Here is a 15,090-nt window from a genome sequence, read left to right as displayed (position 1 = left end):
TTTATCTGGTTTTCACGATTTTGCCTTCCACTACCCGAACGCGGTCGACCACCCGGCCGTCATCCTCGCGGATCCAGCTCACGAATCCATGGTCTCCCTCGTGCAGCTCGATCATGCGGACTCCGGGCCGCAGGTTGTTGTAGGTGGTGTTGTCGCCCGAATAGCGGCCGTAACCGAGACAGATCCCCTTTTCGACCACCAGATAGTCGATGTCGTGGTCGTGACCCACGAAGGTACCCATGACACTCCGGCTCTCGACCAGGGCGGCAAACATGCCGGAATTCAATGCGCCGGGACACTCCTCCTCGGCAGCCCGTCCGATGCGGGGATTGTCGGGATTGCGCCACGCCGCAACATATTCGGGCAGCGCAATGTGGAAGAAGGCCAGCGCCGGAAGCGGCTCGCCGCCGTTCTCCCGCGTGCGGCGGTCACAGCAGCCCCGCAGCCAGTCGATCTGCCCGCGGTCGAACCAGCCGTAACCCTCTACCCCCTCGACGGTCGAATAGTCGTGCGAATCGAGGCAGTAGAGCGCTGCCGCCACCCGCTCCGAGGCCGAACCGCCGACCGTCAGCTCGACATCGGCCAATTCGCCCGCCGCGTCGAGCGTATTGAGGCTCCCCGGGGCGGAGGTCACCAGCCGTGCAATCTCCCGGCGCGACAGATCCTGCTCGGCATCGTGGTTGCCCAGCACCACGCAGTAGGGGACGCCCCGCCGGAAGAGCGTATCGAGCAGCCGCTGCCACATCCCCGCAGCCGGGCTGCCCGTTACCACGTCGCCCGTGAAGACCAGCAGGTCGGGATGCTCCGTGCGGATGATCCGGTCGATGCGCGCGAAGGTCTTCTCCGCTTCAGCCTGCCGTTCCGGAGTCTGCGGGTCGAGGTGCGTGTCGGTGAACTGTACGATGCGGAACGTGCCGTCGGCCGCGAAACGAAGCCCTTGCGGCCGCGCCGCCGACGTATTCAGACTCAGGAGCAGCAGAAAGCTCCATGCGATCACTCTCTTCATGATTGGTCCTGTTTTTTCAATTCAGTTTGACTTCTCCGCTTTGGGTCACGTGGACCGTGCGGCACTCGCTCCCGCCCCAGCGGACCGTCAGGTCGAAGGGCTCCTCGCACTCGACCCGGATCACGGGGCGCTCCGTGACGCTCTTCCGGCGCCCGACGCGCAGGCTGACAACCCCCTCGGGCCCGAAGGGATAGCGCGAGATACCGTGCGCCTCGGTCTTCGTGAGGTCCCATTCGATGGAACGTTCCGAATAGTCCGAGCGGATGCCCAGGATGTATTCGATGAAGACCGCGATGGGCGGAAGCCCCGTCCATCCGACGAAATCCTTGCGTGCCATGAAGCCCGGTTCGATCCGCTCCGGGGCATAGTACTCCCAGAAGGTCCCGGTCTTCTTCCACACCTCGAAGACCGCACGGTAGTGGTTTTCGGCAATCTCGTGCGCCAGCTCTCCATAGCCCTGCTGCCGGAGCCCGTCGATAAGCATGTAGTTCGTCCCGGGCCACACGCCGCCCTGCCAGTAGCGCCCGTTGGGGTTGTATTTCGGGTGGTCGGCAGCCAGCGAAGGGACCCGGTGCGGGCGGTTGAACTCCGCCGTATCGCGCAGGTGCGAAACCAGGCGCGCGAGGCGCACGCTGTCGAGCACGTCGGTCTGCAGCGCCCAGTAGGCTCCGATCCCGAGCGTCGAGCACAGAGTCCCGTCGGCATATCGGTCGCAGAGGAAGCCCCGCCTGTCATCCCACATCCGTTCGTTGAGGTAGCCCTTCAGGAACTTCATCTCGTCCTCCAGTTCCTCGATCTCCTGCCACCGTTCGATGTAGAAACCGATCTGCAGCAGCGAGGCGTCGACCAGGTATTGCTGCAGGTTCGTGTCGAGCCACGACATGTGGCCGTGCGAGTAGATCGGGTTGTACTCCTCCTTCACGCGCGGCATGTTGTCCATACCCGTGCCCCAGCCGCTCGACCAGTAGGAGCCGTCGGGCCACGTGCGGTTCAGCCGCCACCACTTCGCATAGGCGCACAGCACCGGAAAGACCCGGTGCAGGCGGTCGAGGTCCCCGAACTGCCGGTAGTAGACCAGTTCGACCCAGGGCAGCAGGTTGGGGCCCGTCGACGTGGGGTCGTAACGCTCGAAGCAGTCCGACCCGTCTGCCCGGATCTCGCGGCAGATGAAGCCGTCGGGGTGCTGTTTGGCGTAGAAGTTGTCGAGCGACGACTGGAACGGGAAGAACCGGTAGCCGTAGCGCGCGAACATCATCATGAACGACATGTCCCACATGAAGATGTTGCCGTTGTAGGCGATGTCGAGGTACGGGGCCACGAACCCCGAGCCCTCCTGCGGCTGGCGGATGTTCCCCACGGCGATGCGCCAGGCGTGCCAGTACATCTCGATCTCCGCATCGTGCCCCTCCCAGTAGGGTTCGGGGAGTACCTGCCGGGCCTCGTCGAATGATCCCGGCATACGCGTCACGGGCTCGGCCGTGCGGAACTCGTTCTCGGCGACGAAGACCTCCTTGACATAGGTATTCTTGTAGGGGAGCTCGTAGGGGCCCGATTTCAGCCCCTGGGCTGCGGCCGGCAGGGCCAGACAGGCCAGCGCCGCCGCAATTGTCCTTCGTTTCATCTCGGTTCTTTTCATGGTTCAGCGGGTCAGTTCACGGATCCGGCGGGCGATCTCCGTATTGAGATAGGTGCCGCAAAAGCGGTCGGCACCGGGCCCGTAGGCGAAGACGGGGAGCATGGCGGGCGTATGGTCGTCGCTCGTGTAGATGCCCAGGATGCGGCCCGACTGCTCGTCGCCGTCGAGCAGCACGAGTCCGCCGGTTTCGTGGTCGGCCGTCACGACGACCAGCGTCTCGCCGTTCGCATCGGCGAACTTCAGCGCCTCGGCCACGGCCAGATCGAAGCTCAGCATCTCGATCACCGAGCCGGGCAGGCAGCACGAATGGCCGGCATAGTCGATCTTGGCCCCCTCGACCATCAGGAAGAAGCCCTTCCGGCTGCGCTGCTGCAGCTTCTCAATCGAGGCACGCGTGGCGTCGGCCAGCAGCGAGAGGTTGGCCTCCTCGGCAGCCTCGTCCATGCGCTCGTCGATGCAGATGACCGGGCGGCCGTCACCGCCGATCGCGTCGACCGAACGGACGAAGGCGTAGCGCTTCGACAACTCGCCCACCAGGTCGATCCCGTCCTGGCGCTCCTCGAACTGGCGGATCCCGCTGCCGCACAGCAGGTCGATCCGGCCGTCGAGCAGAGCCCGGGTCAGCTCATCGGAGTTGTCCCGCTCGACCGAATGGCCGTAAAAGGCCGCCGGGGTGGCATCTGCCACGTTGCCGAGGGTGAGCACCCCTACCGCACGCCCCTGCTCATGGAAATAGTCGCTCAGCGAGGGACAGGGAATCCCGTCGACGCTCATCGCAATGTGGCGGTTGGCGTGGCGTTCGCCCGTGGCCAGGGCGCTGCCGCCGGCCGCCGAATCGGTCGTGAAGGCATCCAGCGCATTGTTGAACTGCAGCCCGATGTGCTTCATCTGCAGGGTCGTCAGCCCCCGGTTGGCATAGGCCGCGGCGAGGATCTGCGAGAGGCCCATGCCGTCACCGATCAGGAAGATCACGTTGCGGACCCGCCCGCGACCGCCGTCGTTGCGGTAGGTCGGCACGTAGACATCGATTCCCTCCGACAGCTGGAGCTTGTCGTTCTGGAAACCGCCGAAGTCGCGCGTCGTCTTGTCGAGCCGCTTCGTCCCGGTGACACCTCCCTCGGCGGCGCGACGGTCGCCGATGCGGAAGTTCTTGTTGCCGAAATCGGAAAAGAAGGCTGCGCAACTCTCCGGACGGTCGGTATTGATGTAGTCGATTCCCAGGTTGTAGAACGTATAGTAGGTTGTCGTCCCCTCGGGGGCGTTCCAGAAGCGGACGGGTTTTCCCCAGGCGTGGGCCCGGTCGATCACCTTGCAGAGGCGGGCCAGCTCCGACGGGATGATCGAGCCCTTGCCGTTCCACTGCGAGAAGTCCCGGAAGTTGGCGCTCACCAGCGCCACGCGCTCCAGTTGGTCGGGCGTATAGTCGGCATCCCAGGCGCCGTCGAAACGCACGTAGGGGGCGTAGTCGCAGAAATGCTCCGGGGCCGGGACACGCCCCGTCACGGCGATGCGCACGGCCTGCGGGTTGCGGGCCACATCGAAGACCTCGGGCCAGCGGTCGAGCAGCGCCGTCACAGCCTGCAGCGTCGGGTCGGTCTCCGACTTGAGTTCGATCATCAGCTGCAGCGTCTCGTCGCTGTCACGCCAGGCGCGGCCGCCGTTGCGGGCGAAGAGCCCGACCAGCGGCTCGACATAGAGCTTCTCGAACGACAAGCCGGCCGAGAGCTCCTCCTCGTCGTGGCCGACGAGCAGCTGCCCGTCGTGGAGGAAGAGGTCGACCTCGATCGAGGCCGCGTGCTGGGCATAAGCCTGATAGAAGGGGACACAGCGCGCATAGTCGTTGTGCGAATGGATCAGGATCGGCCGTTCGGCCCGGGCAGTTGCCGCGCCCGCCGCCAGCAGGAGCAGCAGGACGCATTTCCACATTCGGAGTTTCATCGTTTCGTATCGTAATATTGCAGTTTGACAAGGACGGGGGCGTGGTCCGAAAGGAACCCGCCGTCGAGCGTATCGGGCAGCACCCGGTACGAACGGACGTCGAACCCGTCGTCCACGAAAACATAGTCGATCAGTTGCCGCTCTCCCTCGGGGATCTGCCCGAAGTCGGAGAAGCTCCACGCCGTCCCGGAGCGCTCGGCAGCCGCCTCGCGGGTGTGGCGCAGACGGCCGCTCCCGACGACATGGGTGATGACCTCCGACTCGGGCTCGGCGTTGAAATCGCCGGTCAGCACCACGGGACGCCCCCCGCAGAGCGAGTCGATGCGCCGGAGCAGCAGCGTAACCCCTTCGCGGCGGGCCACCTCGCCCACATGGTCGAGGTGCGTGTTGATGAAGAAGATCTCGCGCCCGGCGCGGTCACGCAGCACGGTCCAGGTGGCCAGCCGCTCGCAGGCGCCGTCCCACCCCTTCGAACCGGCCTTCTCGGGGGTCTCGCTCAGCCAGAAGGTCCCCCAGTCGAGCAGTTCGAAACGGTCCGTGCGGTAGAAGACCGGGTTGAATTCGCCCGCTCCGGCGCCGTCCTCGCGGCCAACCCCCACCTCGGCATAGCCGGGCAGGAGCTCCTTCAGGTCGTTGAGCTGGTTGAGGAGCAGTTCCTGGGCGCCGAACACATCGGCGCGGTTCATCTCGATGGCCCGGGCCACCCGTTCGCGGCGGAAACGCCAGTTGTTCTCCCCGTCTTCGGGATTGTCATAACGCATGTTGAACGTCATCACGTTCAACTCGGGGGCCGGTTCGGGGGCGCACGCCGACAGGAAGAGCAGCGCGGCCGAGACGGCACACCGGATCCGATTCATTCTCATGGTCATCCGTGTTTTCGGTTCATGATTCGTATTCAGTCGGGATCAGCCACGAGGAGGTTCCCGCCCGGGACGGGCACGAACTCCGCCTCTGCGGAGGGGCGCCAGCTCCACGAGAGCTCCTCCCCCTCGTAATCCTCGAAATAAAGCAGCCGGAAGGGGTGCAGGCCGGCATCCAGCGCCACCCGCCCGGTGGCCGCCACGGCCGCATGCGAACCGTCGTTGTCGACAACCCGCTCGCCGCCGATCTCCAGCACGCTGCCGTCGTCGCTCTGCAGGCGGAACTCCCAGACGCCCCGTTCCGGGACGCGGATCAACCCCTCGAAGCAGTATCCGAAGTGGTCGCGCTGCCGGGCCCCGCCGATCGTCACCTCCGGGAGGATTCCCCGTTCGACCACCGGCTGCCCCTCAAGGTCGGCTACCCGCGAGAAGGTCCCCTCGTAGTAGCGGTATGCGACGCCGGGGCGGGTCCCGGCCACCTGCAGCCCCGGCCGGAAGGCGGCCTTCACGGCACGGAGCACTAATTCGCGGCTCGGCTCGGTGCCGTCACGGAACCCCCGGGCGCGCAGCGTCAGCGAACGGTCCACCCGCACCGGCCCCGTATAGAGCGGCGAGGATTCGGTCGGTTCCGAACCGTCGAGCGTATAGTGGATCCGGGCCCCGGGGGTCGTCGTGGCCAAGTCCACATCGACCATCCCGGGGAAGAGATGAACATCGCTCGTCGTATAGGGGATCGAGACCCGTTCTCCGCGGGTGAGCGAGTAGGGCTCCGTACCGGGTTCCGTACCCCGTACCGGATCGGGCCTTCGCGTCAGTTCGAACGAGAGCTCCCCGCCCTCCATCAGGCGGTCGTAGGGGATGAAGTTCTCCGCAACGGGCTCGCCGTTGAGCGTCACCGAGCGGATGTAGCGGTTGTGCGCGGGGTCGTTGGCCGTCACGGTCAACACACGACCGTTGGCCAGCCGGACCTCGGCCCGCTCGAAGAGCGGCGTGGTCAGCACGAACTCGTTCGAGCCCGGGCAGACGGCATAGAGGCCCAGCGACGAGAGCAGGTACCAGGCCGACATCTGCCCGCAGTCCTCGTTGCCGATGATGCCGCCGGGCGTCGGGGCATACATCTCGTCAAGCAGGCGGCGGGTCAGCTCCTGGGTCTTCCACGGCTGGCCGGCATAGCTGTAGAGATAGGCCATATGGTGGCTCGGCTCGTTGCCGTGGGCATACTGCCCCATGAGCCCCGTCACGTCGGAGACATCGAGACGCATCTCCTCCGATTCGAGCGTGAAGAGTCGGTCGAGCTGCCGGAGGAACTCCTCGCGGCCGCCCAGCAGCTGGATAAGCCCGTTCACATCATGCGGCACGAAAAAGCGGTAGTGCCACGGCGTCGCCTCGGTATAGTCGCGCCCCGTGGCGAAGGGCTCGAACGGCACGGTCCAGCCGCCGTCGCTGCGACGCCCGCGGAAGAAGCCCGTCGAGCCGTCGAAGAGGTTCACGTAGTTCATGGCCCGTTCCCGGTAGGTGCGGGCCACGTCGTCGTTGTCCAGCGCCTCGGCCATGCGGGCGATGGTCCAATCATCGTAGGCGTACTCCAGCGTACAGGAGACCGATTCGTTGCGCAGCTCCGAGGGGATATAGCCCCGCGCCGCATAGAGGTCCGCCCCCTTGGCGTTGACCTCCGACGAGCGGACCATCGCCTCAAGCGCCTTCCCGCCGTCGTAACCGCGGATCCCCTTCAGCCAGGCATCGGCAATGACCGAAACGGCATGGTAGCCGATCATCGTCCGCGTTTCGCCCGAAGCCAGGGGCCAGATCGGCAACTCGCCCGTGCAGTCGTACATGTCGAGCATGCTGCGCACCATGTCGTTGACCAAACAGGTGTCGACGAGCGTCTGCAGCGGATGCCAGGCCCGGAAGGTGTCCCACAGCGAAAGGGTCGAATAGTAGCGCCGGCCGGCCGGGAGGCGTCCGATCGTCTGGTCCTGACGCCGATACTCCCCGTTGACGTCGCTCATCAGGTTGGGGGTCAGTTTCGTATGGTAGAGTGCCGTATAGAAGTTCGTGCGTTCGTCGCGGCTGCCGCCCGTGACCGTCACCCCGCCCAGCGCCTCGCGCCACAGCGCTTCGGCCCGGGCCCGAACGGCATCGAAATCGAGCTCCGGCACCTCCGCGAGGCGGTTCTCGCGGGCATTCTCACAACTCACCGACGAAAGCCCCACGGCCACGGTCAGCGTATCGACCTCCGGCGAGAAGGTCAGCACGGCCACCCGGCCGTCGAGCACCTCGGCGTCGGCATACGGGGCGGAGAACTCCGCCGAGAAGAAGACATGATGATCCGGTGTCCAGCCCTGCGTCAGACGCATGCCGCAGAGCTCCGTCGGGCCGCAGGGAGTCAGTTCGCTGCGGTCGATCCGCTCCTCGCCCACCGTATGGGTCAGGTCGATCTCCACGCGGCGCTCCCCTTCGCCGTAGAAGCGGTAGCGGTGGACTCCCGTGCGGGGTGCAGCCGTCAATTCGACGTCGATCCCCTCGTCGGGCAGCGTCACCGCATAGTAGCCACACGACGCACGCTCCCGGTCGTGGGAAAAACGATACGGTTCGGGAGCATACACCCCCTCGCCGGTCACCGCCCGGCGCATCGTCGGGCGGAAAAGCACATCAGCCAGGTCGGCGCACCCCGTCCCGCTGAGGTGGGTATGCGAAAAGCCGTCGAGGGTCGTATCCTCGTAGTAATAGCCGGCGCAGGCATCCCAGTCGCCTGACCGTGTGTCGGGGCTGAGCTGCACCATGCCGTAGGGGGTTGTAGCCCCGGGATAGGTGTGCCCGTGGAATCCCGTTCCGACAAAAGGATCGACATACGCAAGCGGATCGGAACTCTCCGCACAGGCTACACCGGCAGCGGCCAGCAGGACAAAAGCCAAGGTTCGCTTCATTATGGACAAGATCGGTTGGTTTCAGATTTTACAAAAATAATAAAGATGCTCCGGAGAGCCGTGGCGATTTGCGTCTTTAGCTCCTCAAATCACGCAGATCACACCCCTGCATCGCAGCCCGGGACCGGACCATGCGACAAAAAGAGCGGGGAAAATTGTCCGGAACGAGCCGTTTTTACCGAAAAAAGAGTTACCTTTATCTCGACAAAGCCCCCCCGAAATGGCACGCATCCTCTTTCTGACCGACTTTTCGGAAGCCTATGCCCGCAACCTGCTGCTCGGCATCGCCCGCTACGCACACACCGTCGGGCAGGCCTGGAGCCTTTGCCGGCTGCCGCTGTCGATCCGCGACAAGTTCGGCATCGAGGCCGTCCTCGACCTCGCCCGGAAGACGCGCGCCGATGCCGTCATCGGCCAGTTTTACAACACGGACAACGTCGAGCTCTTCGCCCGCGAGGGCATCATCACCATCGCCCAGGACTTCAAGACCCGCTTCACGACCATCCCCAACATCACCGGCCCGCACACCCTGGCCGGGAAGATGGGCGCGGAGTACTTCATCAAGAAGGGATTCCGCCACTTCGCCTTCTACGGCACGCGCGACGTCGTCTGGTCCGACGAACGCCTGCAGGGTTTCCGCGATACCATCCGCCAGGCCGACGCGGACTACACCTTCTCGGCACTCTGCAAGGCCGCCGAGAACGCCCTCTGGGACTACGACTCGCACCAGCTGGTGACGTGGCTCCAGTCGCTTCCGAAACCCGTCGCCATCATGGCCTGCGACGACAACCACGCCTACCACATCACCGAAGCCTGCCAGCAGAGCGAGGGGGGGGGTGGCGGCAGCGGCGACCTCCGCATCCCGGACCGCATCGCGGTCCTCGGCGTGGACAACGACGAGACCATCTGCCGGCTCTCGACCCCCAACCTCTCGTCGCTCAACCAGAACATCGAACAGGGCGGCTACGACGTCGCCCAGCTCATCGACCGCATCCTCCACGACCCAGCCACCCCCCGCGAGGATGTTGAGGTGCTGCCGACGCACATCATCACCCGCCAGTCAACGGACATCTACGCCAACAACGACCAGCATATCGCCAAGGTCCTGAAATACATCCACGAGCATATCAGCCGGAAGCTCTCCGTCGACGAACTGGTCCGGCTGGTGCCCCTCTCGCGGCGGCTGCTTGAGACCCGGTTCAAAAAGAGCATGGGGACGTCGATCTACGACTACATCCTCCAGATCCGTATCGAGAAGGTCGCGCAGTTGCTGTGCGACGGCAAGAGCGTCTCCGAAGCGGCCATCGAGCTGGGCTTCTCCGACATCAAGAACCTCTCGCGGACCTTCAAGCAGTTGCGCGGCATCACCCCCTCGGAGTATCGCCGCGAGATCTTCAGCCCGAAACACTGACCGCCACCCCTGCCGCCGCACCCGCCGCGTCCCCGAAAGAGGCCAACAAACGCCCCCCGAAAGGCACCCACAAAAAAAGGAGCGGTGGAAAACCACCGCTCCGATCCGTTCGGGAATCCCGCCGTGCGAGGCGGCTACTCCTCGATGAAATCGATGTTGACCTCGCGCTGGAAAACCTCCTGCAGCGAGATATTGGTCTCGGTGGTAGCGATGCCCTGGATGCGCAGGATCCCGTCGAAGATCGTATGCATGAGGTGCTCGTTGTCCACACAGTAGAGCTTCACGAGGATGTTGCCCTTGCCGGTAATGTAGTGACACTCGACGATCTCGTCGACCTTCTTCAGTTCCTCGACCGTATGGGCCTGCAGCTGCGGATCCTTGAGCAGGATGCTGATATAGGCGCAGACGTCGAATCCCATCACCTTGGGGTCAACGATCAGCCGGCTGCCGCGGATTACACCCGCTTCGTCGAGCTTGCGGATCCGCTGGTGAATGGCCGCACCCGAGATACCGCACTCACGGGCGATCTCCAGAAACGGCATGCGCGCATTCTTGATGAGGTACTTCAGAATCTTGCGGTCAATCGCGTCCAACGCGGTTTTAGCCATGGCTTGAACAGATTTAACGGTTTACAAATCGGTTTTATTTGAGGACATTGAGCTCCTTGCCGATCTTCGTAAAGGCGGCGATGCAACGATCCAGCTGTTCGAAGGTGTGGCCGGCCGACACCTGTACGCGGATGCGGGCCTGCCCCTTCGGGACGACCGGATAGTAGAATCCCGTGACGAAGATCCCCTCATCCTGCAGCCGGGCGGCGAAGTCCTGCGAGAGCTTGGCGTCGTAGAGCATCACGGCGCAGATGGCCGACTGCGTGGGTTTGATGTCGAAACCGGCGGCCATCATCCCCTTGCGGAAGTGCTCGACGTTGGCCACCAGCCGGTCGTGGAGTTCGTTGCTCTCGGCGAGCATGCGGAACATCTCGATTCCGGCGCCGACGACGGCAGGGGGCAGCGAGTTGGAGAAGAGGTAGGGACGCGAACGCTGGCGCAGCATGTCGATGATCTCCTTGCGGCCGGTCGTGAAACCGCCCACGGCGCCGCCGAAGGCCTTGCCCAGTGTACCGGTGAGGATATCGACCTGTCCGCGCAGGTTGAAGAGTTCGGTGATGCCGCGGCCGGTCTTGCCCAGGACGCCGGCCGAGTGGCACTCGTCGACCATCACCAGGGCGTCGTACTTCTCGGCCAGGGCGCAGATCTTGTCGAGCGGAGCGGCGTTGCCGTCCATCGAGAAGACGCCGTCGGTGCAGATGATGCGGAAGCGCTGGGCCTGAGCCTTCTTGAGGCACTCTTCGAGTTCGGCCATGTCGGCGTTGGCGTAGCGGTAGCGCACGGCCTTGCAGAGGCGTACGCCGTCGATGATCGAGGCGTGGTTCAGCGCATCGGAGATGATGGCGTCCTCCTGCGTGAAGAGGGGCTCGAAGACACCGCCGTTGGCGTCGAAGCAGGCGGCATAGAGGATCGTATCCTCGGTGCCGAAGTAGTCCGAAATGGCCTTCTCGAGCTCCTTGTGAATGTCCTGGCAGCCGCAGATGAAGCGGACCGAGGACATGCCGTAGCCGCGGGCATCCATGGCGCGCTTGGCGGCCTCGATCAGACGGGGGTTGTCCGAAAGTCCGAGGTAGTTGTTGGCACAGAAGTTCAGGACCTTCCGACCTGCAACTTCGATCTCGGCGCGTTGGGGCGAGCAGATGACTCGTTCGTGCTTGTAGAGCCCTGCAGCCTCGATTTCGGCGAGTTCATGTTGCAGGTACTCCTTCATTTTTCCGTACATATCGTGTTAATTTTTTGATGAAAATTCGCTGTTGCGGTATCAAACTGTTACAAATATAGGAAACTTTTCCGAAAACAGGCACTCGCCGGCGCTTATTTTTCACGTCCGGGGTTACGAATCGTCAGTTCCATGCCGCAAACACATTCCGAATCTCCGGATCGGGACGGGATGGACGGACCGGTTTACAAAACAAAAATCCAGAAAATGGTTTTATAATATACGGAGATTTCCAGGGGCACGCCCTAAATTATTTTTTCCATGAAATAAGTGTTATTATCGATTCTCCCGCTGCTGTTGGCAGCCGCAGGATGCAGCAAGCATGATTCGACCGTTGCTCCGGCACCGGAACCCGAGCTGACGTTCGAACGGGGCGACCGGCTGACGGTCACGCCTCAACGAGGCCGGTCGGGCAAGCAGACCCTCCAGCTGACAGCCACGGAAAACAACGGAACGACGCCCCGCAATTCACAGACCGACTCCGTCGTCACCGGGTGTGGCGGCAGAGTTTTCGCCACAGCCCGGGAAGCGCAATTTTTCCGCGGGCGTCCCCGCATGTTCCGAAAAAATAGCTATCTTTGTTACTCAAAACAACAAACCGCATCCTATGAAAAAATCGTGTGTCTTGGTGAGCGGCGGAGCCGGTTACATCGGTTCGCACACCACCGTGGAACTTATCAACGCCGGATACGACGTGGTGATCGTCGACAACCTCTCGAACAGCGACATGAAGGCCGTCGAGGGCGTACGGCAGATCACGGGCGTCGATATTCCCTTCGTGAAGGTCGACTGCTGCGATCTGGAGGGTTTCCGCAAGGTCTTCGAGCAGTACGAGTTCGACTCGGTGATCCACTTCGCGGCCTCGAAAGCCGTCGGCGAATCGGTCCAGAAACCGCTGGAGTACTACCGCAACAACCTCACGTCGTTCATGAACGTCATCACACTGATGCGTGAGTTCGGGCGGCAGAACATCGTCTTCTCGTCGTCGTGCACCGTCTACGGCGAGCCCGAGAAGCAGCCCGTCACGGAGCAGACGCCCCGCAAGCCGGCCACCTCGCCCTACGGCAATACGAAGCAGATGTGCGAGGACATCCTGCGCGATTCGGTGACGGCCTATGCCGGACTGAAGGGCATCGCGCTGCGCTACTTCAACCCGATCGGCGCCCATCCGTCGGCCCTGATCGGCGAGCTGCCGCGCGGCGTGCCGCAGAACCTCGTGCCCTACATCACGCAGACGGCCGCCGGCATCCGCGAATGCCTCTCGGTCTTCGGCGACGACTATCCGACGCCCGACGGTTCGTGCATCCGCGACTACATCGACGTCGTTGACCTGGCCAAGGCTCACGTGGCCGCCATCCGCCGCATGATCGAGGACAAGAACAAGGAGACCTACGAGATCTTCAACATCGGCACGGGACGCGGCGTCTCGGTGCTGGAGCTGGTTCACAAGTTCGAGGAGGTCAACCACCTGAAGCTCAACTACAAGATTGCGCCGCGGCGTGAGGGCGACATCATCGCCATCTGGGCCGACCCGACGCTGGCCAATACCGAACTGGGTTGGAAGGCCGAGCGTACGCTCGACCAGACGCTCGCCTCGGCCTGGGCCTGGGAGAAGCACCTGCGCGGCATGAAATAGCGCCGGGTGGGGCACAGGGGCCGGGAGCCGGAGCCGGCGGCACTCCGGACGGAAAAGCCGGAGCCGGCGGCGCCGCAAACGGAGAAGACGGAGCCGACGTCGCCCACTCCGCAAACAGGGAGGCAAACAGGGAGACTGCAGGTGCGCCCCATGCAAGGATTCCGCAACGAGAGGGACGGAGATCGACCGGATCTCCGCCCCTTTTTTTATCCGGAAACTCGCCGTCCAACATCCTCCGCAGCAGGTTTTTGCCACAAAATTTTCTTTTTTGAAAGGATTTGCCTAAATTTGCACCCCCAAACAGGCGGAACTGGGATGCGGCCCGCAGAGACCGTGTTGAGAACCGCCGCAGGTAACACTTAAAAACACAAACAAGATGAAAACCATTTCGGTAAAGGCCGTAAAACGTGCCGACTTCGGCAAGAAGGCCGCCAAGAGCGTACGCCGCGAGGGTCTGATACCCTGCGTACTGTGCGGCAACGGTGAGACGGAGATGTTCTCCGTGGATCCCCGCGAGATCAAGCCCCTGATCTACACCCCGAACTCCTACATCGTCGAGTTCGATTTCGAGGGCAAGAAGGAGCTCGCCGTACTGCGTGAGGCCCAGTTCCACCCCGTCCGCGAGGAGATCCTCCACATGGATTTCTACCGCATCGCCGAGGGCAAACCCGTATCGATCGCCATTCCGGTGCGCCTGACCGGCAACGCCGAAGGTGTGAAGATCGGCGGCAAGCTCGTCCTGTCGGCCCGCAAGCTGACCGTAAGCGCCCTGGTTGAGAATCTGCCCGACGAGATCGTCGTGGACGTGACGAACCTCGGTGTAGGCAAGACGATCTTCGTCGGCGACCTGAAGTTCGAGAACCTGAAGTTCGTGACGCCCGCAACGACGGCCGTCTGCGCAGTCCGCGTAACGCGTGCTTCGCGTGGCGCCGATGCAGCCGCAGTCAAATAGTCGCTGACCCGTCATGAAATACCTCATTGTTGGGCTCGGGAATATCGGCGCCGAGTACGCCAATACCCGTCACAACATCGGTTTCAAAGTGTTGGACGCCCTTGCAGAGGCGTCCAACGCTGTTTTTACCACAGCCCGCTACGGCGATGTGGCCGAGGTCCGCTACAAGGGGCGCATGCTGCTGTTGCTGAAGCCCTCGACCTACATGAATCTCTCGGGAAAGGCCGTGCGCTACTGGCTGGATGCCGAGAAGATCGACCGCGAAAATCTGCTGGTCATCTCGGACGATATCGCCCTGCCGTTCGGCACGCTGCGGCTCCGTCCGAAAGGGAGTGCCGGCGGCCACAACGGGCTGAAAAACATTGCCGAACTGCTCGGCACCGAGGAGTATGCCCGGATGCGCTTCGGCATCGGGGGCGATTTCCCGAAGGGGCACCAGGTGGACTACGTCCTGGGCGAGTGGACCGAAGAGGAACGGACGGCCATGCCCGAACGGCTGAAGGTCTTCGTCGACGCCATCCGCTCGTTTGCCACGCAGGGATGCGCCATGACGATGAACTTCTTCAACAAGAAATAAGAGAGGACGGCTGCTGCGACCGCCCTGCGGATTCCGATCCGACCCCCAAAAGAGCCCGACAGGATTTTCTTCATTGCGAGTAATTTCAAGCGAGAAAAGAGTTGCGTCACCCTGCCGCGGCTCTCTTTTTTTGCCCGGAGGGAAGATCCCGGCTGCGCAGCTACCCGACAAAAAGGACGGCACGGCAACACAACAACGCAGCGCCCTGACGGCTCAATACCCCGGCAACCCGGCGCCCCGGCGACAAGAGCCGCACGACGGCATGGCGCCCCGGCCAGCAAGTTCCCCGACGGCTCAACGCCCCGGCGCCAGCCCCCCCC

Annotated in this window: 11 protein-coding genes; 4 read left to right on the top strand and 7 right to left on the bottom strand. The window is 63.3% G+C overall.

Features of this window, described 5'->3' with window-relative positions; genetic code table 11:
• Nucleotide 1: 1 nt before the first annotated feature.
• From B5E60_RS10855 to B5E60_RS10835, 5 genes are read right to left on the bottom strand one after another with little or no spacing between them, the layout of a single operon-like run.
• Nucleotides 2-1,006 carry a metallophosphoesterase family protein gene (locus B5E60_RS10855; RefSeq protein WP_087311520.1) on the bottom strand — a complete coding sequence of 335 codons (1,005 nt, stop codon included), beginning with the start codon at nucleotides 1,004-1,006 and terminating at the stop codon, nucleotides 2-4.
• A gap of 16 nt (nucleotides 1,007-1,022) precedes the next feature.
• The gene (locus tag B5E60_RS10850) at nucleotides 1,023-2,627 is read right to left on the bottom strand and encodes an MGH1-like glycoside hydrolase domain-containing protein (protein ID WP_087311519.1); all 1,605 of its coding nucleotides are present in this window, start codon (nucleotides 2,625-2,627) and stop codon (nucleotides 1,023-1,025) included.
• 18 nt (nucleotides 2,628-2,645) lie between these two features.
• Nucleotides 2,646-4,580: an alkaline phosphatase gene (locus tag B5E60_RS10845; RefSeq protein ID WP_087311518.1), complete on the bottom strand. Its 1,935-nt coding sequence runs from the start codon at nucleotides 4,578-4,580 to the stop codon at nucleotides 2,646-2,648.
• Nucleotides 4,577-5,437, bottom strand: coding sequence for an endonuclease/exonuclease/phosphatase family protein (locus B5E60_RS10840; RefSeq protein WP_087311517.1), 861 nt, complete (start codon nucleotides 5,435-5,437; stop codon nucleotides 4,577-4,579). The genes B5E60_RS10845 and B5E60_RS10840 overlap by 4 nt, the downstream gene beginning before the upstream one ends.
• A gap of 38 nt (nucleotides 5,438-5,475) precedes the next feature.
• The gene (locus B5E60_RS10835; protein ID WP_087311516.1) at nucleotides 5,476-8,367 is read right to left on the bottom strand and encodes a GH92 family glycosyl hydrolase; all 2,892 of its coding nucleotides are present in this window, start codon (nucleotides 8,365-8,367) and stop codon (nucleotides 5,476-5,478) included.
• Between the two features lie 220 nt (nucleotides 8,368-8,587).
• Here B5E60_RS10835 and B5E60_RS10830 point away from each other — a divergent pair, with 220 nt between their 5' ends.
• Entirely contained in the window at nucleotides 8,588-9,778 is a 1,191-nt protein-coding gene (locus B5E60_RS10830; protein ID WP_087311515.1) for an AraC family transcriptional regulator, read from the top strand.
• A gap of 134 nt (nucleotides 9,779-9,912) precedes the next feature.
• Here B5E60_RS10830 and B5E60_RS10825 read toward each other — a convergent pair whose 3' ends face one another.
• Together B5E60_RS10825 and kbl are read right to left on the bottom strand one after the other, a co-directional pair.
• Nucleotides 9,913-10,386 carry an Lrp/AsnC family transcriptional regulator gene (locus tag B5E60_RS10825; protein ID WP_087311514.1) on the bottom strand — a complete coding sequence of 158 codons (474 nt, stop codon included), beginning with the start codon at nucleotides 10,384-10,386 and terminating at the stop codon, nucleotides 9,913-9,915.
• A gap of 34 nt (nucleotides 10,387-10,420) precedes the next feature.
• The gene (gene kbl, locus B5E60_RS10820; protein WP_087311513.1) at nucleotides 10,421-11,608 is read right to left on the bottom strand and encodes a glycine C-acetyltransferase; all 1,188 of its coding nucleotides are present in this window, start codon (nucleotides 11,606-11,608) and stop codon (nucleotides 10,421-10,423) included.
• 604 nt (nucleotides 11,609-12,212) lie between these two features.
• Between kbl and galE the strand changes: the two genes are divergently transcribed.
• The 3 genes from galE (at nucleotide 12,213) to pth (ending at nucleotide 14,770) form a co-directional block, all read left to right on the top strand.
• Nucleotides 12,213-13,241, top strand: coding sequence for a UDP-glucose 4-epimerase GalE (galE, locus tag B5E60_RS10815; RefSeq protein WP_087311512.1), 1,029 nt, complete (start codon nucleotides 12,213-12,215; stop codon nucleotides 13,239-13,241).
• 376 nt (nucleotides 13,242-13,617) lie between these two features.
• Nucleotides 13,618-14,193 carry a 50S ribosomal protein L25/general stress protein Ctc gene (locus tag B5E60_RS10810; RefSeq protein WP_087311511.1) on the top strand — a complete coding sequence of 192 codons (576 nt, stop codon included), beginning with the start codon at nucleotides 13,618-13,620 and terminating at the stop codon, nucleotides 14,191-14,193.
• 13 nt (nucleotides 14,194-14,206) lie between these two features.
• On the top strand, nucleotides 14,207-14,770 hold the full coding sequence (pth, locus tag B5E60_RS10805; protein WP_087311510.1) for an aminoacyl-tRNA hydrolase: 564 nt from the start codon (nucleotides 14,207-14,209) through the stop codon (nucleotides 14,768-14,770).
• The last annotated feature ends 320 nt before the right edge of the window (nucleotides 14,771-15,090 follow it).

Source organism: Alistipes sp. An116 (assembly GCF_002161005.1).
GTDB lineage: Bacteria > Bacteroidota > Bacteroidia > Bacteroidales > Rikenellaceae > Alistipes > Alistipes megaguti.
The sequence above is the reverse complement of the archived record's forward strand: the minus strand, read 5'-3'. Positions and strand labels throughout refer to the sequence as shown.